Raw genomic sequence first — 23888 nt, forward strand, 5'->3', positions numbered from 1 at the left:
GGGGGAAATACCATGTATGGCAGAACATACTTCAATGGTGAAGTAACAGAAGCAGCTATTGGTGAAAAAGTTACATTAAAAGGATGGGTACAAAAGCGTCGTGACCTAGGTGGAGTTATTTTTATCGACCTTCGTGACAGAAGCGGAGTCGTACAAGTTGTTTTCAATCCGGACATCTCGGCAGAGGCTTTGGCAACTGCTGAAAAAATCCGTAATGAATACGTTCTTGATATTGAAGGAACGGTCATCAAACGTGAAGAAGCAAACATCAATCCGAACGTTACAACAGGCACAATTGAAGTTCAAGCGGAAAGCGTCACAATCTTGAACGAAGCAAAAACACCTCCTTTCATCATCGACGAAAGAACGGAAGTATCAGAAGATATCCGTTTAAAATATCGTTACTTAGACTTGCGTCGTCCGGCGATGTTCGAAACGTTGAAAATGCGTAACCAAACGACAAAAGCAATCCGTGATTTCTTGGACGGCGAAGGTTTCCTTGATATCGAAACACCGATTTTGACTAAAAGCACGCCAGAAGGCGCACGTGATTACTTAGTGCCTAGTCGTGTCCATGATGGTGAGTTTTACGCATTGCCACAATCTCCGCAGCTATTTAAACAGCTGTTGATGGTATCCGGCTTTGAACGGTATTACCAAATTGCCCGTTGTTTCCGTGATGAAGATTTACGTGCTGACAGACAGCCTGAATTCACGCAAATCGATATTGAAACTAGCTTCATGAGCCAGGAAGATATCATCAAAACGGCTGAAAACATGATGGCTAAAGTCATGAAAGACGTAAAAGGAATGGACGTAACCCTTCCGTTCCCTCAGATGACGTATAACGAAGCGATGAGCCGTTTTGGTTCAGATAAACCGGATACACGTTTTGCTATGGAACTGAAAGATGTTTCTGAAATCGTGAAAGACAGTGACTTTAAAGTATTCACAGGAGCTGTAGCAAACGGGGGACAAGTAAAAGCCATCGTCGTTAAAGACGGAAATGCAGACTACTCCCGTAAAGACATCGATGCATTGGCAGAATTTGCAGCGATTTACGGTGCCAAAGGTCTTGCTTGGTTGAAAGTCGAAGAAGACGGCGTTAAAGGACCAATCGCTAAATTCTTCGCTGAAGACCAACAACAATTAGTGGCTGCAGTAGAAGCGGAAGTGGGAGATCTTATCCTGTTTGTTGCTGATAAAAAAGGCATCGTGGCAGATACACTTGGTGCACTTCGTAACAAGCTTGGAAAAGAAAGAGGCTTAATCGACGAAAGCAAATTCAATTTCCTATGGGTAACGGACTGGCCATTATTTGAATATGACGAAGACGAAGGCCGCTACTATGCAGCACATCATCCATTCACCATGCCATTCCGTGAAGACTTGGATAAACTGGAATCCGATCCAGCCAATGTCCGTGCACAAGCATATGACCTTGTCTTGAATGGTTACGAGCTTGGCGGTGGATCATTGCGTATTTTCGAACGTGATATTCAAGAAAAAATGTTCAAAGTCTTAGGATTCACAGAGGAAGAGGCTAATGCACAATTCGGCTTCCTTATGGATGCTTTCGAATACGGAACACCTCCACACGGTGGAATCGCCCTTGGACTTGATCGTATGGTAATGTTGCTTGCGGGTCGTTCAAACCTTCGCGACACCATCGCGTTCCCGAAAACAGCTAGCGCTAGCGATTTGCTTGTGGATGCTCCAAGTCCAGTAAGCGACAGACAATTAGCTGAACTAAGCATCAGATTGGCTCCAAAGAAAAAGTAAAACAACTGGTAAAAAATGCGAAATTATACCTAGGTGCTTTCTCTTGAAACAGAGCTAAGCGATGTGCTATGATAATTTCAACAAGTAAGAGTCCTGATGTGTTCGTTCTTTAACCTATAAGTTTTGACCGAACACTTATAGTTACCGGGAGCACTAGTTTCCAGGCCGCGTAAATGCCTCCTTCGTAGAGGACTTACAAATGCAAGGAACCGAGCACCCACCTGCGGAGAGCGGGTTCAAAACAAAGGCATAAACGGCACAATCGGGACTCTTATTCATAACAAAGCAACTCATGTTGAGAAAACATGGGTTTTTTTGTGTCGTTTGGGGTTGTGGACTGATATAAGTGTTGTTTTGACTGATATATGTACCCGTTAGACCGATAAAGTTGCTGAATTAACCGATAAATACCATTGAGGCTCTTTTTTGCAGGAGTCATCCGTTCCATGTCGAAAAAGTACGCAAGGAGAGTGATGAATTGATCAAAAAACCATGTAAGAAACCATTGAAGATGTTCAAACTAGAAGCTTTAATCAGGAGGCTTCCGCTAAATCACCCTAAGCAGAAATATATAACGAGTGATTACCGAAAAATGCTCACGGGCCACAAAGGAGAAATGACGATTGGAGCAGAGTTAGCCTATCTATCAGGAGGATTTTACATCTTTCATGATCTGCGATTACAGCATGATGCAACCCGTTTTTTCCAACTTGATCTATTGCTTTTGTCCAAAAACGTAATGATGATTATTGAGGTAAAAAACTTTGCCGGTTCGCTATATTTTGACCGAGCTTATCCTCAATTAATTCGTACGAAAGATGGGCTGGAACAAGCTTACCTTGACCCACTTATACAGGTGAATATCCAGAAAGAGCGTTTAATGAATTGGATGAAACTTCATAAATTTCCGGAGCTTCCGATTGAAACCCTCATCGCCAACGCAAATTCTAATACCATCATTAAAACCACGCCTGGACACACTTCAATTCTCAAACAAATCACCGGTAAAGAAACCCTCATTTCTAAAATTCAATCCCTTGAAAATAAATTTCCTTCCAAACTGTTGACGCCAAGGCTGCTCAACAAAATTTCGAACGCTCTTCTTCAAAACCACATTCCTCTCAATCAGAATATCCTGAATTTATATCAGATACCTGAAACAGATTTACTTAAGGGCGTTCAATGTCCAAAATGTTTAGCTCTCCCGATGAAACGAGAGCGAGGAAAATGGATATGCAATTCATGTTCATATCACTCCAAATGTGCTCATATCAAAACATTAAGTGATTTTGCGGTCCTTATCCGTCCCACGGTGACAAATAAAGATGTGCGCTCATTTTTACAGATTGAATCAGAAACCATTGCCAACCGGATACTGTCAGGAATGGACTTGGAGCATTACGGTTCCAATAAAGGACGGGAATATGTTCTTGAAATGAACGGGGACTGATATAAAGAGGTTGTTGACCGATAAATGTGTGAAACTGACCGATATAAATACGTATCTGACCGATAAAAACCCATAACGGACCGATACAACATCATAACTCCCTATTAAAGGAACACTCCGTCACGTACCTTCGTAAATTAAGTAGTAGGAGTATTTAACATAAGCGAGGAAAGAAAGTAGTGAGGGTTTTGAAGGACTTATTGCATGTGAAAAGAATGGAAATGCTTCAATTATTGGAGCGACTTGTGAATATTGATAGCAGTTCTTATACAAAGCAGGGAATTGATGAAATCGGAGCGATATTAAAAGGGAAATTTGAGGAACTTGATTTTCTCGTAAAAAAAATGAAACAGCAGAAATTTGGTAATCATTTAGTCATCCAGCACCGTGATGCAAAATCCCCGCATATTCTCGTCATTGGTCATATGGATACTGTCTTTCCGGAAGGCACGGCTAGAAAACGACCATTTAAGATGGAGGGAACGCGTGCATATGGCCCAGGTGTAGTGGATATGAAAGGAAGCCTGGTTCAACTTTTGTATGCGATTCTCTGCATGAAACAAACAGGTCAATCAGGGTATAAGCATATACAGATTATCTTGAACAGTGATGAAGAAATAGGGTCACCGTCATCTGCAGCACTAATTTTAGAAAAAGCAAAGAACATGAAATATGCGCTCGTTTTGGAGCCTGCGAGACCGGACGGTTCAATTGTGACAGCGAGAAGAGGGGTCGGCCAATTTAAGGTAGAAGTTGTAGGTAGGGCCGCACATTCTGGGATAGAACCGGAAAAAGGGCAGAGTGCCATTGAGGAATTGGCTCATAAAATCATTGCCTTTCACAAGTTAACAGACCTGCATCAAGGCATTGGTCTAAATGTAGGAATCATAGAAGGGGGTTCGGCGGTCAATACGGTTGCGCCCCGAGCATCTGCTTTAGTCGATGTGCGGTTCTCCAATAAAGATCAGGTTGAATTCATCCTTAAGCAAATGAAAAGCATCTGCGCCAAAACATTCGTGCCAGGAACCAAAACAAGCCTTAGCGGCAAGGTGGACCGGCCTCCCATGGAGAAGACGGAGCAAACGATTGGCCTATTGGAAATCATCCGGCAGTCAGGAGATGAAATGGGTCTTACCATTACCGATACGTCAACGGGTGGAGGTTCGGATGCATCATTCCCCTCTGAATTAGGTGTCGCGACGATTGATGGACTCGGACCGATTGGCGATTGTGCGCATAGCGACGACGAATATTTAGAAATAGAAAGCCTATTTGATCGGACGCTACTGTTAGCGACCGTTCTTCAAAAATTATCTCAGATTGACTAGTACACCAATTCCGATAAAACTGCTCTTATTTAGCTTGTCATCCTTGATGTTTATGATATATTGGTAATTAGGAACATAAATAAGAACAGAATTTATTGGAGTTGAAAATATATGTTACATCAGTTTTCACGAAATGAATTAGCCATTGGTAAAGAAGGCATGGATACCCTGAAAAATACGACGGTTGCTGTACTTGGTGTAGGCGGAGTCGGTTCTTTTTCAGCCGAAGCCTTGGCACGTACAGGCGTCGGCCGGATCATCCTTGTTGATAAAGATGATGTCGATATTACAAATGTGAATAGACAAATCCATGCTCTGCTCTCGACTGTAGGCCAGCCGAAAGCAGAATTGATGAAAGCCCGCATCCAGGATATCAATCCAGAGTGCGAAGTCATTGCCTTGAAAATGTTTTATACAGAGGAAACATTCGAGGAATTCTTCAGTTATAATCTGGATTATGTCATTGATGCATCAGACACGGTCATTTATAAAATGCATGTAATGAAAGAATGCCTGAAACGGAATGTTAAAATCATTGCAAGTATGGGAGCCGCAAATAAAATGGACCCAACACGCTTCCAAATCGCCGATATTTCCAAAACGCATACCGATCCGCTTGCAAAAGTCATCCGTACGAGATTGCGTAAAGAAGGGATTACGAAGGGGATACCTGTCGTATTTTCTGATGAAAGTCCGATTGTCATTCGTGAGGATGTACGGAAAGAAGTCGGTAATGACGAGGCGAAAATCCGCAAGGCTCAAATGCCCCCATCTTCCAATGCGTTCGTTCCATCTGTAGCGGGATTGATTGCGGCAAGCTGGGTAATCAACGACATTCTAAAAGAAATTGAAGTTCGTCGTGTTAATGATTAATAAAACGGTAAACTGACTCTAATGAAGGGTCAGTTTTTTTCGCTTTAAAAATTACATATATTTACTTTTTATCCAAAAAAATATAGACAAAGGTGGTGTAATGAGATACATTGTTTTCAGAATATTGTTTTTATTCTTAAAGAAAAAAGGGGGTTTCAAATGAAAAAGAAAAAGCTAGCAGGGATGGTTCTTTCACTATCATTAGTGGCAGGAGCACTAGCAGGTTGTAATGGTGACTCGAAAACCAGTAGTTCAGGCGGAGGGTCATCCAGTTCCGGAGATACCATTAAAATTGGTGCCAATCTTGAATTATCAGGAGGGACAGCCTCGTTTGGGCAGTCGGCAGCGGATGGTTTGCAATTGGCCATCGATGAAATCAATAAAGAAGGAATTAATGGTAAGAAAATTGAAATTAAAACAGTGGATAATAAATCGGATGCAGCCGAAGCCACAAATGGTTCGATTAAACTTGTCAGCCAGGATAAAGTAGTGGCGATTGTGGGATCTGCTACAAGTACGAACACATTAGCACAGGTGCAAGTCGCGCAAGATAATAAGATTCCTCTACTTACACCGACTGCAACTAATCCTGATATCACGAACAAAGCCGGGAAATTGAATGATTATGTATTCAGAACGTGCTTCATCGATCCATTCCAAGGAACCGTTGCCGCAAACTTCGCAACAGATGAAGTGAAGGCGAAGACGGCTGCCATTTATGTGGATAGTGCAAGTGATTATTCAAAAGGACTGGCTGCTGCCTTTAAAGAAGCATTTACGAAAAACGGCGGGAAAATTGTCCGTGAAGAAGCCTATGTAACGAAAGATACTGATTTCCGTGCAACATTGACCCGCATCAAGTCCGCAAAACCGGAATTCGTGTTTCTCCCTGGTTACTATGAAGAGGTCGGCCTGATCTTGAAACAAGCTCGTGAAAATGGAATGGACATTCCGTTCATGGGAGGAGACGGTTGGGATTCACCAAAAGTGGTGGAAATTGCGGGAGCAGAAGCTTTGAAGAACACCTTTATTACCAATCACTATTCTCCAGAAGATGAAGATAAAAAAATTCAAGATTTCGTTTCAGCTTTCAAAACGAAATACAAAAAAACACCTGATGCTTTTGCTGCATTAGGCTACGATACGGGATACTACTTGGCTGACGCCATTAAAAGAGCTGGAGATCCTACACCTGAAAATATCAGAAAAGCACTGGAAGATGTGAAGGATTTTCAATTGGTATCAGGTACATTGAACCTGGATGAAAATCATGACCCGATTAAATCGGCCACTATCTTGGAATATGTAGACGGTAAACAAACCTTTAAAACAAAAATCGATCCATGATTGTATCTACTAGAAGAAGGAATTGACGCACTAAAGACCGCCATTTGGCGGTCTTTTTACTGTGACCGCAGATACATGTTTAAATTCATGCATATTTATATAGTGTTATACAATTGTACAATAGAAAACCACGCTAATAATACGTTCCAGATGTAAGGGTAAAAACCTATCAGGATACTCGAGAATAGAAAATAAAGGAAAAAAGAGAGTTGTAAATGACTAATCGAAGAGTAGTCATTTACAGATGATGAAAAGGATTTTTCAACATTTAAATAATGATAAATTACTATAACTCCATATTTGCAACTTAATTTACATATATTAGTATAATGAACAATTTGGATGCTCTATGAGATATAGACTAGTTGACGAATTGTTCATATAATTTACGTCTAGACGAAGTGAAAATTATGCGGTACACTATTTTCAAAATATTTATTAAATTGTAAATATTTATATTTTTCCTGCATTTTAAGGGCGTAGTGAATAAATATTCATACGTTACAAACAAAGATGACAAAATAGGGGGTTCATTATGAAAAAGAAAAAATTAGCAGGTGCATTACTTTCATTCACACTTGCAGCGGGTGTACTGGCAGGCTGTTCTAGTTCAGACTCTGCTTCGTCAGACAAAAAGGGTGAAGAAGGAGATACGATTAAAATCGGGGTAAATCTTGAATTATCAGGAGGGGTAGCCTCGTATGGTCAATCCATCTCTGAAGGACTGAAGCTTGCGACTAAAGAAATTAATAAAGACGGTATTGATGGAAAAAAAATCAAACTTATACCCGTTGATAATAAATCCGAAGCGGCAGAAGCGACAAGTGGTGCCATCAAGCTGACCTCTCAAGATAAGGTCAAGGCAATCGTAGGTGCAGCAACAAGTACGAATACAATCGCACAGGTACAGATTGCGCAAGATAATAAGATTCCAGTCATCTCTCCTTCTGGTACAAGCCCGGAAATCACGTATAAAAATGATAAATTGAACGATTATGTTTTCAGGACTAGTTTTATCGATCCGTTCCAAGGAACCGTTGCGGCCAACTTTGCCACAAGTGAAATCAAAGCAAAAAGTGCAGCCATCTATATCGACAGTGCTAGTGATTATTCAAAAGGGTTAGCGGCAGCCTTTAAAGAGCAATTCAAAAAAAATGGCGGAAAAGTCGTAACGCAAGAAGCTTATATTGCCAAGGATACCGATTTCCGTTCTACACTGACTCGTTTGAAATCGGCAAAACCGGATTTCATTTTCTTACCAGGTTATTATGAAGAAGCTGGATTGATTGTTAAGCAGGCCCGTGAAATGGGACTGGACGTACCATTCATGGGCGGCGATGGTTGGGATTCTCCTAAGCTAGTCGAAATAGCTGGGGAAAAGGCACTAAACAATACTTTCATAACAAATCATTACTCATCAGGGGATCCTGATGAAAAGATTCAGAATTTTGTGTCTGCATTTAAAGCGGAATACAAAGACAAGTCTCCTGACGCATTTAACGCATTAGGGTATGATACAGGCTACTTCCTTGCTGATGCAATCAAACGTGCTGGGTCAACGGATTCGGATAAAATCAAAGAGGCGTTGGAAAAAACGAAAGATCTAGAGCTTGTAACAGGAACCTTTACATTGGATGAAAAACATAACCCTATCAAATCAGCCACTATCCTTGAATTTAAAGATGGCAAGCAAGTATTCAAGACAAAAATTAATCCTTAATGATCGTGAATTAGTGGTAGCCTTCGCCGGCCCTTCTCATCCAGAAGGTGCTGGCGAATTCTCATTTTTAAAAACTACTGGTATAGGAAAAGAGACTAGACGTGACGAATTATAAAATTAGATGTTCAAGGAGAGTCGAATATGGAATTGGTACAACAGCTAATAAACGGGGTGTCACTTGGTAGCATTTATGCCCTTATCGCTCTCGGATATACGATGGTGTATGGAATTGTTAAACTGATAAACTTTGCACATGGAGACGTTTTCATGGTCGGTTCATTCGTTGGCTTTTATTCGATAACCGTTTTGGATCTTTCGTTTGTGCCAGCCCTTTTAATTTCAATGACGGTCTGTGCGCTGTTTGGTGTATTAATTGAACGTATTGCCTACAAGCCGTTACGAAATGCAACGCGAATTGCCGCTCTTATCACCGCCATCGGTGTATCGCTTTTGATTGAATATGGATTCATCTATGTACGAGGCGCACAGCCGGAAGCTTATCCAAGTGATGTGTTGCCAACGGATAAAATCAACATATTCGGTGCTTCAATAAACAGCCAGTCGGTACTGATCTTTGGCGTTGCCGTTGCTTTGATGATTGTTCTACAAATCATTGTTCATAAAACGAAAATCGGGAAGGCGATGCGTGCGGTTTCCTTCGACGCAGATGCCGCAAAGCTGATGGGAATCAACGTCAATAATACGATTTCAGCAACCTTTGCAATCGGTTCCGCATTAGCGGGAGCAGCAGGGGTGATTTTTGGAATTTATTATATAAAAATTGAGCCACTGATGGGTGTGCTCCCTGGCCTTAAAGCCTTCGTAGCCGCCGTACTGGGGGGAATTGGAATCATTCCGGGTGCGATGGTAGGTGGGTTATTGCTTGGTGTCATCGAGGCATTGGTTAGTGCCGCCGGATATTCATTATGGCGGGATGCCGTAGCCTTTATCGTACTGATTCTTATCTTGATTTTCTTGCCACAAGGCTTGTTCGGTAAAAACAAAAAAGAAAAAGTATAAGGGAGACAAAGCTATGACAACTTTTAAGCGAGCTAAAGGTTTTTGGCTCTCGATTGTGCTATCACTGATCTTTTTCGCCGTGATTCAGATTTTAATCGGCGACGGATCTTTGAATCCTTTTTATCAAAACACGCTCATGTTCATCGGGATCAACATCATTTTGGCAACAAGCCTTCATTTAATCATTGGGATAACGGGTCAATTTTCGATTGGGCATGCCGGATTCCTGGCGGTTGGTGCCTATGCTTCTGCCGTCGTGACAATGAAGTTGCAAATGCCTTTTCCCCTGGCGTTAATAGTAGGTGGTTTAGTCGCTGCACTTGCTGGCTTGATCATCGGGATTCCAAGTTTACGCCTAAAAGGAGATTACCTTGCAATCGCGACCTTGGGATTCGGGGAAATCGTCCGAATCGTGCTCTTGAACATTGATTATGTGGGCGGAGCAAGCGGGATGCAGGTTTCGCATTTGACTACTTGGCCATGGGTGTTCGGTTCAGTACTCATCACCATCCTCGTTATCCGGAATTTTACAAGCTCGACACATGGAAGGGCCTGCATCTCGATCCGCGAGGACGAAACGGCTGCCGATTCAATGGGGATTAACACGACCTATTATAAAGTTGTCGCATTCGCAATCGGCGCTTTTTTTGCCGGAATCGCCGGAGGCTTATATGCCCACAACTTTTATATCATCCAGCCATCGAACTTCGGGTTCTTGAAGTCATTTGATATCTTAATTCTAGTCGTACTAGGTGGACTTGGAAGCTTGTCCGGTTCGGTATTGGCCGCTATCTTATTAACGGTCGTCACGACGTTCCTGCAAGATTATCCAGAAACAAGAATGATTATCTATAGTCTCGTTCTTATTGTGATGATGATTTATCGTCCACAAGGTTTGATGGGTACGAAAGAAATCACGTCCATGTTCAATCGTAAAGGAGGCAGCAGCCATGACAACAACAAAAACACCGCTGCTTAAAGTCGACTCGGTCGGCATCAAGTTCGGGGGGCTAAAAGCCGTTTCCAATGTGAATGTCGAGCTGTATCCAGGAGAATTGGTCGGTTTGATCGGACCGAATGGGGCAGGGAAAACGACTTTTTTCAACTTATTGACTGGGGTTTATGTCCCGACGGAGGGCACGATTTCTCTGGACGGAGAAAACTTAAGGAAAAAGCCGCCATATAAAATCACCCAAAAGGGGATTAGTCGGACGTTCCAGAATATTCGCTTGTTCAGTGAACTTTCGGTGATCGATAATGTGAAAGTAGCTTATCATTCCCTTTCGAAACATAGCATTTTCAGTTCAATCTTGCGTTTTCCTACCCACTTTAAAGGGGAGCAGGAAATGGAAGAAAAAGCGATTGAGTTCTTGAAAATCTTTAACCTGGATCGATACAAGCATGAAAAGGCGAAAAACCTGCCATATGGTCAGCAAAGACGATTGGAAATCGCCCGTGCTCTTGCCGCTAATCCTAAACTGCTTTTACTCGATGAACCAGCGGCTGGGATGAATCCTCAGGAAACACACGAGCTGATGAAATTGATTGCGCTAATCCGTGAGAAATTCGACCTGACCGTGCTGTTGATTGAACATGATATGCCGCTTGTCATGGGTGTGTGTGAGCGAATCTATGTGCTCGATCATGGCCAATTAATCGCTCATGGTAAGCCAGAAGAAATACGTAACAATCCAAAAGTCATCGAAGCCTATCTGGGCGAGGAGGTTTCATAATGCTAACAATCGAGGATATTAACGTATATTACGGAAACATACAAGCGCTAAGGGGCATTTCACTCCATATCAACCAAGGTGAAATCGTCACCCTGATTGGGGCAAATGGTGCAGGAAAAAGTACGATGCTCAAAACGATTTCTGGCTTACTGAAGCCCAAGCAAGGAAAGATTCTATTTGAGGAGCAATCCATCGGTGGAAAGGCTGCCCAATCGATCGTGAAGCTGGGAATCTCCCATGTCCCTGAAGGGCGCCGCGTTTTCGCGAATATGACGGTCGAAGAAAACCTTCAACTAGGTGCTTATTTACGAAAAGACAAAGCAGGAATCAAGAAGGATATGGAAAAGGTATACGAACTGTTTCCGCGTTTGCTTGAGAGACTGAAGCAACAATCGGGGACCCTTTCCGGCGGGGAGCAACAAATGCTCGCCATGGGTCGTGCCCTCATGGCAAAGCCGCGTCTGCTCTTATTGGATGAGCCTTCCATGGGACTTGCACCGTTATTGGTGAAACAGATTTTCAGCATCATTGAAGAAATCAATAAAACGGGCACGACCATTCTGCTCGTCGAACAAAATGCGAACCTTGCCTTATCCATTGCCGATCGAGCGTATGTAGTGGAAACAGGCCGCATTGTACTATCGGGTCAAGCCGATGAACTGACGGCAAGTGAAGAAATCAAGAATGCCTATTTAGGAGGACACTGAAACCGCATATTGCGGTTTTTTCTTTTGATATAAATGGAAATGATTCGTATTGACTAGACGAAAAGATTAGTAAATTTAAATCTATGAGTATACAATTTAGATATCAATCTTTTGGAGAGTGTATATGCGAAAATTTTTTCAGTCCTTCCTACCTATCATATTTCTGCTACCATTTGTGCCAATTCAACAGCCAGAGACCGCTTTTGCAGAGGAAACTCTCAATGCCGATGGTGTCATCGTAAAATACATAGAAAAAAATGATGAGCCAGTCAGCGATTTAATTGAGGTGGTAGACATCCCTATAGGGGAAACCACTGATACGCTGATAGAAAAGCTTGAAGATCAGAAGAAAGTGGAGTATGCGGAACCAAACTATCTTTTCAAGAAGATGGGAAGTGCGACTGACCCGTTGTTAATCAAACAATGGCATCATCAAAAAATCGGAACGAAAACAGCGTGGAAAAAGACCATGGGCTCAAATGAAGTGGTCGTCGCCATTATAGATGATGGAATTGACCGGAATCATGAAGATTTAAAAGGGCAAATCTATAAAGGGTATGACACCGTACGTGAGCGGAAAAACATCCTGCCCAAAGGAGAACATGGTACACATGTTGCGGGCATCATAGCCGGGTCGGCCAACAATCATGTAGGTGGAACGGGTGTCGCCCCTAGTATAAAAATTATGCCAATTAACGTGTTTGACGGGTTATATGCAGATACCGTCGATATCATTGAAGCGATTCATTATGCCGTTAAAAACGGAGCCAACATTATTAATATGAGTTTGGGAGAAACCTATTATTCAAAAGCATTAAATAATGCCGTACAAGAGGCTTATCAAAAAGGGGTACTGATCATCGCAGCGTCTGGAAATGAAGGGGATATGAAAAAGAGCAATATGCGTGTATACCCCGCTGCATTCAGTCATGTCATCTCGGTGGGTGCGACCACTTCAAAAGACAAGCGTGCCACTTATTCCAATTATGATTCATCAGTGGACATTACAGCACCTGGTGATAAAATATTATCGACATTCCCAAATAATGACTATGCCTATATGAGTGGGACTTCGATGGCGACACCTGTTGTCAGCGGTGTCGCCGCACTCATTTGGTCAAATGAACCGAAACTGTCTAGATCAGCGGTCGAATATCGACTCTATGACTCGGCCGTCGATCTTGGTACAAAAGGGAAAGACGTCTACTATGGCAACGGACGGGTCAATGCCAAAAAGGCGCTTGAGATGAAGACGCTCAGCAAACCTTCTGTGACTACCATCTCGGATAAGGATACGAAGATCAAAGGGACGATACCTAGTACTTTTAAAACAGGCACCGTCTCCATTTATACAAGTGAAAAAACGCTTGCAACCGTGAAAATTAACGGTGAAAAGACATTTTCAGCGACTATCGGCAAACAGAAAGCTAACCAGAAAATTCACATAAGGGTAGTCGATAAAACAGGAAATAAAAGCGTTCCGATCACCCTTACGGTTAGCGATAAAACGGCACCTAGCACTCCAATCGTCAATAAAATCACACCCAAAACAACAAAGGTGACAGGAAAAGCGGAGGCAGGCTCAACCGTATATATTCAAGCATCGAATAAGGTCATCGGCTCTGCCAAAGCTAACTCAAAAGGCATGTTCACGGTAAAGATTCCGAAGCAAAGTGTCGGGAAGATTCTGTATGTCTATGCTAAAGATGTAGCGAAAAATACAAGCAAGTCTAGAAAATTGACAGTTAAAAAATAAATCTATCATTGATGAGAAGCCTCCGAGGGAAACTGGGAGGCTTTTTATATGAAATTAACTTGCAAAATTCATATATTAATTGGTTGATTACTGGTAATATTATAGTTCGAGAGTCGGAGGAAGAGGGATGGAAATGAAACGTATTTTTTCCTTATTGGTTATCATCGTTTTTGGAATGCATGTAGGCCTAGGAACCACCACTGATACGCTAGCCGCTGGACAGCCAAGGTCAGTAGACATAGAAACAGATAGAGTCATAGTCAAAATGAAACCTTCAGCTAAAGAGGGAAGTTTGAAGAAGTATAATACGAGGGAGCAAACAATCGATAATCAAGGTCTATTGAAAACGGTGGAAGTGCCTGATGAGACAAATGTTAAAGGGTTTATAAAAAAATTAGAAAATGATAAAAATGTAGATTATGTGGAACCGGATCATCTTATCCAAAAGATGAAAAAACCAAGTGATCCTCATTATACAACGCAATATCATCACAAGTTGATTCAATCGGAAAAAGCCTGGGACAAAACGATGGGTTCCAAAAGCATTATCGTAGCGGTCATTGATGATGGGGCGGATTTGAATCACCCAGACTTGAAAGGGAAGTTTTATGCGCCATACGACATGGTGCATTTTAGTAGCTCTTATTTGCCTAGAGGTGAGCATGGAACCCATGTGTCCGGGATCATTGCAGCTAGCATGAACAATGGTTCCGGTGGAACGGGTGTCGCCCCGAATACTAGAATCATGCCGATTAATATATTCAATCGCGATATTAGTTATTCATCTGATCTAATCTATGCCATTTATTATGCCGTTGAATATGGCGCCAATATTATCAACATGAGTTTAGGCGGCTTCGATTATTCGTATAGTGAAGATCAAGCCATCCAGTATGCCCATGAAATGGGGTTGGTCATTGTCGCTTCAGCGGGAAATGAAGATACCTACTGGGATTCCTATCCTGCCTCCTATGATAATGTCATCTCGGTCAGTGCGACATCCAAGAAAGATCGAATCGCCGATTATTCTAATTATGGCTACAATATTGACCTAGCAGCACCTGGGGACTCGATTTATTCAACGCTTCCCTCTAAAAAATATGGATATATGACAGGAACATCGATGGCCGCACCCATCGTCACAGGGGTCGCAGCATTGGTATGGGGAAACAAGCCATCCTTAACGAATATACAAGTCGAAGAACGTTTATTCAGCACGGCCGATGATCTAGGAGACAAGGGAAAAGATGTCTTTTACGGGTATGGCCGCGTGAATGCCGAAAGAGCGGTTAACTACGTTGCTAAACCAATCGTCAATACCATCAAGGACAATGTCAAAACGATCACAGGTAAAGCTGAAAAAGGTTCGACCGTCACGGTCAAAAAAGGAAGCAGTCAGCTGGGAAAAGCAACCACGAACAGTTCAGGGACATTTAAACTATCTATAAAAAACAAACAAAAAGCAGGAACCAAGCTGTCCGTTACTGCCAAAAGCAAATCGGGATATTACAGTAAAACAAGATCTGTGACAGTCGTTACATCAAAAAAATAGCCAGAAGTAGTCTCCGAAGAAATTCGGGGGCTGTTTAAAACGCCCTCATACCAAAAAAAAGAGCCAAAGAAGAAGGCTCAAAAAAATGCTTATTTCTACTAACAGTCTGAATCGATTTGTACAAGCTGATAGTCAAGTACAGTGTTTCCTTCTTGCGCAGCTAACGTACCGCTTCTGCCAAAACAGTTCGTGATTATATTTTTATTTTCGGAATAGCTGACACGAATCTCATAGAATAACACGCCCGTTAAATTTGCATACATCACCGCTAAATTATTCGGCTCAAGAATATAAGGGAAAGTTACAGGCACATTGTTTCCAATCAGAACGGGAAGAAGAGTGGGATTGGAATACAAAGACCAGTTCCAAACCTCCACCCTGACTTGGTGCCTCCGATTATCCAAATTAACTAGATTGACCACAGCAGAAACGGTTCCCGGTTCTACCCGTAATACACCAGTCGATAACGTTACCCTTTTACTCACTAAAATCACTCCTTTCATATGAAGCTAGTAATACACTATGCATATTAGTAGAAAGGGAGTGGACAGGTCTCCTGAGAAGTGAAAATAAAGAGAGTAAGTAGTATCAATAATGGTAGATAATAGATAGGGTGCCGTTTAGCATATTAGGGGTGGTAGAGAACCTTTTTATGATGTTGTAGAGCATGAATAAAATAATTATGACTAGAATTACAAGGGATAATTAGTAGAAAACGTTGAATGCTTTTTTGGTAAATCGACTGTTGAAGGAATTGAAGAAACATATAACACTTTAATATTCTTTTATTATCTATTAGGTGAGCTAAACTTCTCTTTTTTACTTATAATAGCAATATATACTTACTTTAAAAATAGTTTGGAGTGGATATAACTAATGATCTTTAATGATATTTTATTAACTATGCTTTCAAGAGTGGATTCAGAAAAAGAAGTAACAGTATATGTTTTAGTAGAGGGACTGAAGGGAAAAATGAGCGGAATTATGGAAGGACCTTTACATGAGGGGCCGTAAGTGGGTCTTTCCGACTTTGCTCGTATTGTGGGCAATGCTGATATTCTTTTTTTCTACACAAACGTATGAGGAGCAGAGTCTTTCTTCTTTTTTAGGACAGTTCAATACTCCGTATTGGTATGAATTGCTTGAGGGCATTTCATTTATGTATGGTGGGGCTGAGGTGAGTGCTCATACCGCTGGGGTGGATGGTTTTCTTGAGTTTTTTATTCGAAAGGGTGCACATCTTTTTATCTTTTTTGTGTTTGGTTTTTTGACATTTGGTGTTTGGCGGGCTTTTGTGATGAACAAGGTTATTAGTTTCTCAGGAGCTATTGTTTGCGTGCTGCTTTATGCGAGCGCGGATGAGTTGCATCAGAAATTTACCGGAGGGCGAACGCCTTTGGTGCAGGACGTTATGATTGATACGTTTGGTGGTGTGTTAGGTATTTTGTTTTTTCTTCTGTTGAATAGATGGTGGAGACGTCCTTCACGAAAAAAGCGCGTCTAAATGCCTGCTTGTTTTTTTACTCCTCTCATATATAAAAGAATAGCCTTTCTGTAGGTGATGAGACGGAATAGAAGTCCAATTGGGATAGGAGCTCTTATAATCGCGATAGTAGTCGTTGGGGGCTGTATTTATTTTCTTTGGCCTAGTGGGCCTGAGCGGCTTGTCGATGAGTTTTATGAGTACGAGAGTGAGGCAGAATTCGGGAAGTCGTGGGATTTATTGAGTGCTGAAATGAAACTGCGGTTTCCGGATCGTGCGGATTATGTACAAAATCGGGCGCATGTGTTCTTACAACATATGGACGTGGAGACCTTTCAATATGAAGTGGGCCATTCGAAGAAAGTGAAGAATTGGCGCTTGGGCAAAGGTGGGAAGGTGCATAAAAGAGCGTATAGGATTCCTGTTACTCAGGTTTATGATTCTGGGTTTGGGTTGTTTACAATTGAACAAAACTTTTAGGTGGTGAAGGAAAAAGGCGAATGGCGTCTGTTTTGGGATTATTTATTTGAATAGATGCCTCTCCTTTTTCAACAGTTTAGCTCCTTTTATCGAAAAGGGAGAGGGTATTTATAAGGATATTGTTGAATGAAAGTATCATTCATGAAGCATATTTCATTCTAGAGCGGTCACTGATGGCCTTCAGAATAAACATTTTGTCTTGTTTGCTTAGCATTGCCCAACTACCTGCCTTGATTTTCATACAATCCACTCCTTTTATTTTTTGAAATGCGTTGTTTATAGTATGATGATTAGCAATACCTTCGAGTCCAAAGAATGTTGTGTCTAGTATTGAAATGTTCAAGGGGAAGAAGGAATTTCTTAGCTCTTATTAGATTATACCGTCTTTTTACATCTAATAAACAACAAAAATTCCAACAAATCTCTACATTAGGTGTCCATTTTTTGTCAGAATGTTGGATGGTCAAAATGAAAAAGCTGTCTGGATGCGGTCCAGGCAGCTTTTTCGTTTTGCGTTATTTGACGGTTAAATGTTCCTTTAATTTTGTTTGCACCTTTTTTTGTTCTTCTTCCGACACGAGATAGTAGTAGATTCCGTCGATTTTCGTTCCGGTACCGGTTATCGATGATTGGGTAATATTATTACTTGCGTCTCTATAGTTCTTTTGAATGTCCATCATGTCATCAAACGTCAAATTAGTCTGGATATTTTTACTTAGTGCGTCGAATACGTCGTCGTAACTCGTCAAGGTGGATATGCTCGCGCCTTCTTTGATGACTGCTTCGATGATGGCACGCTGTCTGGACTGGCGACCGAAATCACCGTTCGGATCCTCGTATCTCATTCTTGCATAGCTCAACGCTTCTTTTCCGTTCAGCTCGATAGTTCCTTTGTTAAAGGTCGTCCCATCTTCCGTGAAGTTCAAATCGTTCTGGACGGTGACACCGCCGACTGCGTCCACGATATCCTTGAAGCCTTCCATATTGATCTTCATATAGTAGTCGATCGGGATATCAAGGAAATTCTCGACCGTATCCATCGCCATTTCGGCTCCACCGAATGCGAAGGCATGGTTGATTTTATCCTGTGTACCGTGTCCGACAATTTTTGTACGGGTATCACGTGGGATGCTCAGCATTTTAACCGATTTCAGTTCTGGATTCACGGTTAAGACAATCATAGTATCCGACCGTCCTTTGTCGCCATCCCGTTCATCGACACCGAGCATCAGCATGCTAAAAGGCTCACGGTCCGATAGTGCGAGTTCTTTTGCTCGTTTATCTGTATTACGCTCTATGGGGGTATGCATGGTTTCTACGGTCTTTGTTAAGGAATTCCAGACGGAGAAAGCAAAAGCACCCCCGGCTAGTATAAAAAGAAGGACGATGATTCCGACAACTTTTAGCCAAGTTCGTTTCTTTTTCTTCTTTTTTTCATGTCTCATGTTACCCATCCTTCCTCACTCACTTAGTAATCCCTTTATCTATTATAGTGAATTATATATTGAAAAAATAGATAGTTTGTCAGATTATTATATATTATACATTTAATTCCTTTTAAACGAAAGTGAATGGGGGTAAGCTGTGAGTTGATGGGCGAGTAGGATACAAGGAAGAACTGTATAGGCTAATGGTCGGATATTAAATGAGTTTCGGAGTCCTCTTTCCTGTAAAAAAGCTATTGGTTATAATTACCACATAAGAAATTGTTGAAAATTTTATATTTTAGTAGGAAAATATAACTAATATCATTTAACTACTATTTTACATATGAAGGGAAATGAACGATGTGCGGAAACAAAGATACAAAAGATTTTTGATTGTTTTTGGGGCGATCATCTTCATGCTCTCGGTGGCAGGGAAAACGGATGTGCAGGCGGCGGCCATGAATCAAGCAAAGACGATCAAAGTGAACAGTCTGTATAAGGGAACTTTAGCGAATAAGAAGGGAATTTCTTACAAAGTGACTTTGCCAGAGGCGGGTAATGTCACGTTATCGATTAAGCGGAACGCGAAGACTTCTTTTGCGGGGCAGATCCAGAATAGCAAAGGCTACATCTATACGTTCGTTTATACGAAGAGGCAGGATGATACATCCGTGTTTGATGAAGTGCAAGTAGGTTTGCCGAAAGGGACGTACTATGTTTCCATCAATAATAGTGGCGGGCAAGTTTCCAAAGCTGATTATCAATTTACAACGAAGTACATAAAAAGTGATTATTATGAAAAAGAATCGAATGATAAGATAGCTACGGCAAATGCCATAAACCTGAATGCTACCTATAAAGGGGTCATCAGTCACTCGGATGATCGTGATATCTTTAAATTCGTTGTCCCGCAAAATGGGAATGTCACATTGGCGATGAAACAAAAACGTGACACGATTTGGCGTGGACATATAGAGAATACCAAGGGCGAGCCATTTGGTGAATTATATTCGAATGAAAACGGAAGCCTCACAACGTATATGAAAAAAGGGACGTATTACTTTTTGATGGAAAACTATGATGATTCCGTCGATGTTCCATATGAATTTACGATTTCAGATAGGAACGCCCCATTAACTGCTTCCCAAATCAAAGTGACGAACAATACAGGAAAAGCGGACGTTGTAAAAGTGAGTAATCTTAAAAAAGGCGATATCATCACTGTCTATAATGCACAAAGCAAAGGGAAAGTTCTAGGGAAAACGACCGCGAAAGGAACTTCCGTGAGCCTGACGGTCAACCAGCTTGGCAAAAAAACAGGTAAGGTATACGTGACCGTGACGAAATCACCTTTGAGAGAAAGTGATCGTGTAGCTCAAACCTTTAAGGGAGAAACCTCTCCTTCTGTGAAAACAAGCCAGGTAAAGGTGACGAATCATAAAGGCAAAGCCGATACCGTGGTATTCAGTTCCCTTGATAAAGGCGATGTGGTGAAAGTATACAATGCACAAAGCAAAGGGAAAGTGTTGATGAAAGGAACGGCTAAAGGCAAACAAATCACTCTTTCTATAAAACAGCTCGGAAAGAAAGCAGGCAAAGTATATATAACGACAACAAAGTCAGGGCAACTGGAAAGTGTCAGAGTTGCAATTTCTTATAAAAATGAAAAATAGAGGAAACCCCGGATGATGATCCGGGGTTATTTTTTTGTTATAGGCTTGGTTTTGGTCTTTTTTCGTGTAGTCTCTCTAGGTAAACGACGATTTACTGGAAAATGGGTGCGTAGAAGAGTCCGTAATAGAAAGCAGGCGCATATATATGCAGTACGGATATCACTAAAGTATAAATAACTATAACTATTGGAGGCTAAAGGAAAAATGGCAGAAATAATTAGTTTACCGTACCTTGAAGCTTTGCAGGGGAAATTTGTAAGAGTATTTAAAGGAGGGCCTGACTCAAGAGAAGGCAGGCTGATAGAAGTGAATGCAGAATATATCGTCCTTCTGACAGAAGATCGGCAACTTGTGTATTACACGATTGCACAATTGAAAATCGTAGTTGTGAACGCAAAAAAATCTCGTGAAGATCTTCTACCGCCTTTCGATGATGGATATGCATTCGCACCAACGTTCTTAGGTTTATTGGAAACACTAGATACTAGGTACGTTCAAGTGAATGGTGGTGGTCCAGCTTCAAAAATCGGGCGGATCATCGAGGTCACAGCAGAATTTATCGTGTTATCTACTAAAAAGGACGGGCTGGTTTTATTCCCGATTGCCCTTATTAAAAGCGTAGCTATTGTTGAGACTTCCTTCCATTCAAGATGGCCGGAGTTTCCAATCGTTGATATCCCGACGTTAAATGGGGCTCTTACACAATTGGTTTATTTCTGGATTTCGGTTCATGCAGGCGGTCCTGAAAAGGTCGAAGGTGTATTGATACAAGTGACTGAAGAGTATATTGTGGTCGTCAATAAAGACGAAATATTTTATTTAACCACAGGGCAAATCCAATCCATCGGACTGTTTTTCCCAAGGGAAAATGATGGTGGAGGAAATGGTAATGAAAGTTCATCGGACGAAAGCAGTTCTAGTTCGCATGAGAGTTCATCATCAAGTGAAAGCAGCTCGAGTGAAAGCAGTTCTAGTTCGTTTGAGAGTTCATCGTCATGTGAGAGCAGCTCGAGTGAAAGCTCATCATGTGAAAGCAGTTCCAGTTCGTTTGAGAGTTCATCATCATGTGAAAGCAGCTCCAGTGAGAGTTCATCGTGCGAATGTAAAGCCGTTGAAAGTTCATCATCATGTGAAAGTAGCTCGAGTGAAAGCTCATCATGTGAAAGCAGTTCCAGCTCGTTTGAGAGTTCATCGTCATCATGTGAAAGCAGCTCGCATGAAAGTTCAGACGTTTGTAAAAAACGTCGCCGTCGTCACAGAAAGGATCAAAGCAGACCACGCGTCAATACGTTTAAGAAATTGTGGCTAGAGAACCTGATCAAAGCTTCAAATACTTCCCTATAAAGATTGACCACACAGGTACAGCAACCATGAAGTTGTTGTGCCTTCTTATTAAAAGAGGACATGCTTTGGTAATGAATGTTCAAAATCTGTGCATGGAGGTATCTTAATAGCTGAATGTACGTAAAGGCATCCATGAAAATGGGCCAAGCCATGACAGTTTTTGCTAATCGTTGAACTAGTAAGCTACGGATTTCACTTATAAAAGAAGGAGGACCATACTTGTTATCAAAATATATTGGTCGGTATATGGATTTAGAACTCTCTGGGAATATTCGCGTGTATGGGAACTTAATAGAAGAAAGTGCAGACATCATCGTGCTGTATACGGGGGAGGTGTACCGTTATGTACCACATCGCCACATTAAGAACTATTCTTTTCCGATAATAGATGAGGAGATTGAAGGGGGAGCGGATCAGGAAATCAGTGAGTCGTCATTTCGGAAGATGCTTATGAATGCAAAAGGGGTTTTTGTGGAAATTTTGCTCAGTAAAGAGAAACCGATTTATGGATATATTGTGGGCATCATGAATAACTATTTCATTTTTCACTCTCCTGTATATAAAACGATGTTCATCTCGATGGAGCACGTAAAGTGGCTAACCGTTTGTGATAATGAAAAAGGTCCATACGGATTGAGCAAAAGTGAGCAGCTCCTTCAGGTTTCCAGTCTAAGCTGGGCACGCACCTTGGAGGAACAGCTGAAAAAGTTGACCGGTAAATTGGTGGTACTGGATTTAGGGCAGCACCATATGGATATAGGGAGAATCGTCCAACTGAAGGATCATGTCATCCAGATGATGAATGCACAAGGTGAAGTGTTCTATGTAAATATGCGACATGTGAAAAGCTTTCATTTTCCGCAATGAATAACTCCGGATCTCAGAGATCCGGAGTTATTTCTTTTTCTCGATATTTTCATACACCGAGGCGAGGGCTTGTTCGAATTTCCCGCTCTTTTTCGGTTGATAATATTTCTTATTGCGTAGTTTATTTGGTAAGTACTGCTGTTTCACCCATCCGCTTTCATAGTCGTGCGGATAGAGGTATTCTACGCCTCGGCCTAGTTCTGTGGCCCCTTTGTAATGTGCATCTTTCAGGTGGTCGGGCACGTCGCCGCTATGACCTGTACGGATATCGCCTAGTGCTGCGTCAATGGCTTTATAGGCGGTATTTGATTTCGGTGATAAACAGAGCTCAATCACGGAATTGGCGAGCGGAATGCGTGCTTCCGGGAAACCAAGTCGCTCGGCTGCCTCGACTGCTGAAAGGGCACGAGGACCAGCTTGTGGATTTGCCAGGCCAATGTCTTCATAAGCGATAACGACCAAGCGACGGGCGATGCTGACAAGGTCGCCAGCTTCTATCAATCGACCCAAATAATGAAGGGCAGCATTCACATCACTGCCACGGATGGATTTTTGGAAGGCGGACAGGACGTCATAATGAGCATCACCATCCTTGTCATGCGAAAAGCTCTTTTTCTGCATGCACTCTTCGGCAATTTTTACATCGATGACGATCGTTTCTGATTCGTCAGGCTCGGTAGAAATGACAGCGAGCTCGAGTGCGTTCAGGGCACTGCGGACGTCCCCGTTCGAAGCTGTTGCAAAATGTGCCAGGGCATCGGTGCTTACATCCGTTTTATATTGACCGAGACCGCGCTCCTCATCTAGGAGTGCGCGTTCGAGGGCTTTAATTATATCCATAACTTCCAATGACTTCAGCTCGAAAATCTGGCATCTGCTGCGGATGGCCGGATTGATGGCGTGATAAGGATTACTTGTCGTCGCGCCAATCAAGGTGATCATCCCGTTTTCGAGGTAGGGTAAGAGAAAATCCTGTTTCGCTTTATCCAGACGATGGACCTCATCGAGTAGCAGGATCACTTTACCGGACATCTTGGCTTCGGCGGCAACGATTTCCATGTCTTTCTTGTTATTGGTTACGGCGTTCAGTGTCCGGAATGCAAACTTAGTGCTACCGGCAATGGCGCTCGCAATCGATGTTTTCCCAATTCCGGGAGGACCGTACAGAATCATCGAAGATAGCTGTTTGGCCTTGACCATCCTTGCTATAATTTTTCCTTCGCCGACGAGATGCTCCTGCCCGATGATTTCATCAATCGAACGTGGCCGCATCCGGAAGGCAAGCGGTTTAATATTCATGGGACACCTCTCCTTTTTATATAAGGTATCACAATTGTAGGGGGAAA

The 23888-nt window shown here is 41.9% G+C and carries 20 protein-coding genes and 1 other RNA gene; 18 read left to right on the forward strand and 3 right to left on the reverse strand.

The annotated features are described in order from the left end of the window. The first annotated feature begins 12 nt into the window (after window positions 1–12). The 13 genes from aspS to ACQKL5_RS01205 all read left to right on the forward strand — a co-directional run bounded on the left by aspS (window position 13) and on the right by ACQKL5_RS01205 (window position 15268). Window positions 13–1782, forward strand: coding sequence for an aspartate--tRNA ligase (gene aspS / locus ACQKL5_RS01145; RefSeq protein ID WP_427606133.1), 1770 nt, complete (start codon window positions 13–15; stop codon window positions 1780–1782). 87 nt (window positions 1783–1869) lie between these two features. Beyond that, window positions 1870–2055: non-coding RNA, 6S RNA (gene ssrS / locus ACQKL5_RS01150), on the forward strand. 205 nt (window positions 2056–2260) lie between these two features. Continuing rightward, window positions 2261–3232, forward strand: a complete 972-nt coding sequence (locus ACQKL5_RS01155) for a nuclease-related domain-containing protein (RefSeq protein WP_427606135.1) — start codon at window positions 2261–2263, stop codon at window positions 3230–3232. A 215-nt stretch (window positions 3233–3447) separates the two neighbouring features. Further along, window positions 3448–4560, forward strand: a complete 1113-nt coding sequence (locus ACQKL5_RS01160; RefSeq protein ID WP_427606137.1) for a M20 family metallopeptidase — start codon at window positions 3448–3450, stop codon at window positions 4558–4560. 111 nt (window positions 4561–4671) lie between these two features. Then, window positions 4672–5433, forward strand: coding sequence for a tRNA threonylcarbamoyladenosine dehydratase (locus tag ACQKL5_RS01165; RefSeq protein ID WP_427606139.1), 762 nt, complete (start codon window positions 4672–4674; stop codon window positions 5431–5433). Between the two features lie 159 nt (window positions 5434–5592). Beyond that, window positions 5593–6780, forward strand: coding sequence for an ABC transporter substrate-binding protein (locus ACQKL5_RS01170; RefSeq protein WP_427606140.1), 1188 nt, complete (start codon window positions 5593–5595; stop codon window positions 6778–6780). Between the two features lie 535 nt (window positions 6781–7315). Continuing rightward, window positions 7316–8500 (forward strand): ABC transporter substrate-binding protein, encoded by a 1185-nt coding sequence (locus ACQKL5_RS01175; RefSeq protein WP_427606142.1) that lies wholly within the window; start codon window positions 7316–7318, stop codon window positions 8498–8500. A gap of 141 nt (window positions 8501–8641) precedes the next feature. Further along, window positions 8642–9520 (forward strand): branched-chain amino acid ABC transporter permease, encoded by an 879-nt coding sequence (locus ACQKL5_RS01180; RefSeq protein ID WP_402960472.1) that lies wholly within the window; start codon window positions 8642–8644, stop codon window positions 9518–9520. Window positions 9521–9533: 13 nt separating this feature from the next. Beyond that, on the forward strand, window positions 9534–10499 hold the full coding sequence (locus tag ACQKL5_RS01185) for a branched-chain amino acid ABC transporter permease (protein ID WP_427606143.1): 966 nt from the start codon (window positions 9534–9536) through the stop codon (window positions 10497–10499). Beyond that, a complete protein-coding gene (locus ACQKL5_RS01190; protein WP_427606144.1) occupies window positions 10471–11253 on the forward strand; it encodes an ABC transporter ATP-binding protein in 783 nt (260 codons plus the stop codon). The genes ACQKL5_RS01185 and ACQKL5_RS01190 overlap by 29 nt, the downstream gene beginning before the upstream one ends. After that, a complete protein-coding gene (locus ACQKL5_RS01195) occupies window positions 11253–11960 on the forward strand; it encodes an ABC transporter ATP-binding protein (protein WP_427606146.1) in 708 nt (235 codons plus the stop codon). The genes ACQKL5_RS01190 and ACQKL5_RS01195 overlap by 1 nt, the downstream gene beginning before the upstream one ends. Window positions 11961–12084: 124 nt before the next feature. Next, window positions 12085–13716, forward strand: a complete 1632-nt coding sequence (locus tag ACQKL5_RS01200; protein ID WP_427606147.1) for a S8 family serine peptidase — start codon at window positions 12085–12087, stop codon at window positions 13714–13716. Window positions 13717–13843: 127 nt separating this feature from the next. Further along, window positions 13844–15268, forward strand: a complete 1425-nt coding sequence (locus tag ACQKL5_RS01205; RefSeq protein ID WP_427606149.1) for a S8 family peptidase — start codon at window positions 13844–13846, stop codon at window positions 15266–15268. A 98-nt stretch (window positions 15269–15366) separates the two neighbouring features. Here the strand turns inward: ACQKL5_RS01205 and ACQKL5_RS01210 are convergent, their stop codons facing one another. Further along, a complete protein-coding gene (locus tag ACQKL5_RS01210) occupies window positions 15367–15753 on the reverse strand; it encodes a hypothetical protein (RefSeq protein ID WP_427606150.1) in 387 nt (128 codons plus the stop codon). Between the two features lie 515 nt (window positions 15754–16268). Here ACQKL5_RS01210 and ACQKL5_RS01215 point away from each other — a divergent pair. Both ACQKL5_RS01215 and ACQKL5_RS01220 read left to right on the forward strand, forming a co-directional pair. Next, window positions 16269–16772, forward strand: a complete 504-nt coding sequence (locus tag ACQKL5_RS01215; RefSeq protein WP_427606151.1) for a VanZ family protein — start codon at window positions 16269–16271, stop codon at window positions 16770–16772. 57 nt (window positions 16773–16829) lie between these two features. After that, window positions 16830–17231, forward strand: coding sequence for a hypothetical protein (locus tag ACQKL5_RS01220; protein ID WP_427606153.1), 402 nt, complete (start codon window positions 16830–16832; stop codon window positions 17229–17231). 515 nt (window positions 17232–17746) lie between these two features. Here ACQKL5_RS01220 and ACQKL5_RS01225 read toward each other — a convergent pair. Beyond that, complete coding sequence (locus ACQKL5_RS01225) at window positions 17747–18676, reverse strand: LytR family transcriptional regulator (RefSeq protein WP_427606155.1); 930 nt, start codon at window positions 18674–18676, stop codon at window positions 17747–17749. A 371-nt stretch (window positions 18677–19047) separates the two neighbouring features. Between ACQKL5_RS01225 and ACQKL5_RS01230 the strand changes: the two genes are divergently transcribed. The 3 genes from ACQKL5_RS01230 to ACQKL5_RS01240 all read left to right on the forward strand — a co-directional run bounded on the left by ACQKL5_RS01230 (window position 19048) and on the right by ACQKL5_RS01240 (window position 22542). Next, entirely contained in the window at window positions 19048–20331 is a 1284-nt protein-coding gene (locus ACQKL5_RS01230) for a hypothetical protein (RefSeq protein ID WP_427606157.1), read from the forward strand. A 204-nt stretch (window positions 20332–20535) separates the two neighbouring features. Continuing rightward, window positions 20536–21675, forward strand: a complete 1140-nt coding sequence (locus tag ACQKL5_RS01235) for a hypothetical protein (protein WP_427606159.1) — start codon at window positions 20536–20538, stop codon at window positions 21673–21675. Window positions 21676–21894: 219 nt separating this feature from the next. Then, window positions 21895–22542 carry a DUF2642 domain-containing protein gene (locus ACQKL5_RS01240; protein ID WP_427606161.1) on the forward strand — a complete coding sequence of 216 codons (648 nt, stop codon included), beginning with the start codon at window positions 21895–21897 and terminating at the stop codon, window positions 22540–22542. A gap of 27 nt (window positions 22543–22569) precedes the next feature. On the opposite strand, the gene ACQKL5_RS01245 is transcribed toward ACQKL5_RS01240, so the two are convergent. Further along, window positions 22570–23841 carry a replication-associated recombination protein A gene (locus ACQKL5_RS01245; protein ID WP_427606163.1) on the reverse strand — a complete coding sequence of 424 codons (1272 nt, stop codon included), beginning with the start codon at window positions 23839–23841 and terminating at the stop codon, window positions 22570–22572. Window positions 23842–23888: the final 47 nt, after the last annotated feature.

Origin of the sequence: Peribacillus sp. NPDC097675 (genome assembly GCF_050277655.1) — a bacterium.
Taxonomy (GTDB): Bacteria; Bacillota; Bacilli; order Bacillales; family DSM-1321; genus Peribacillus.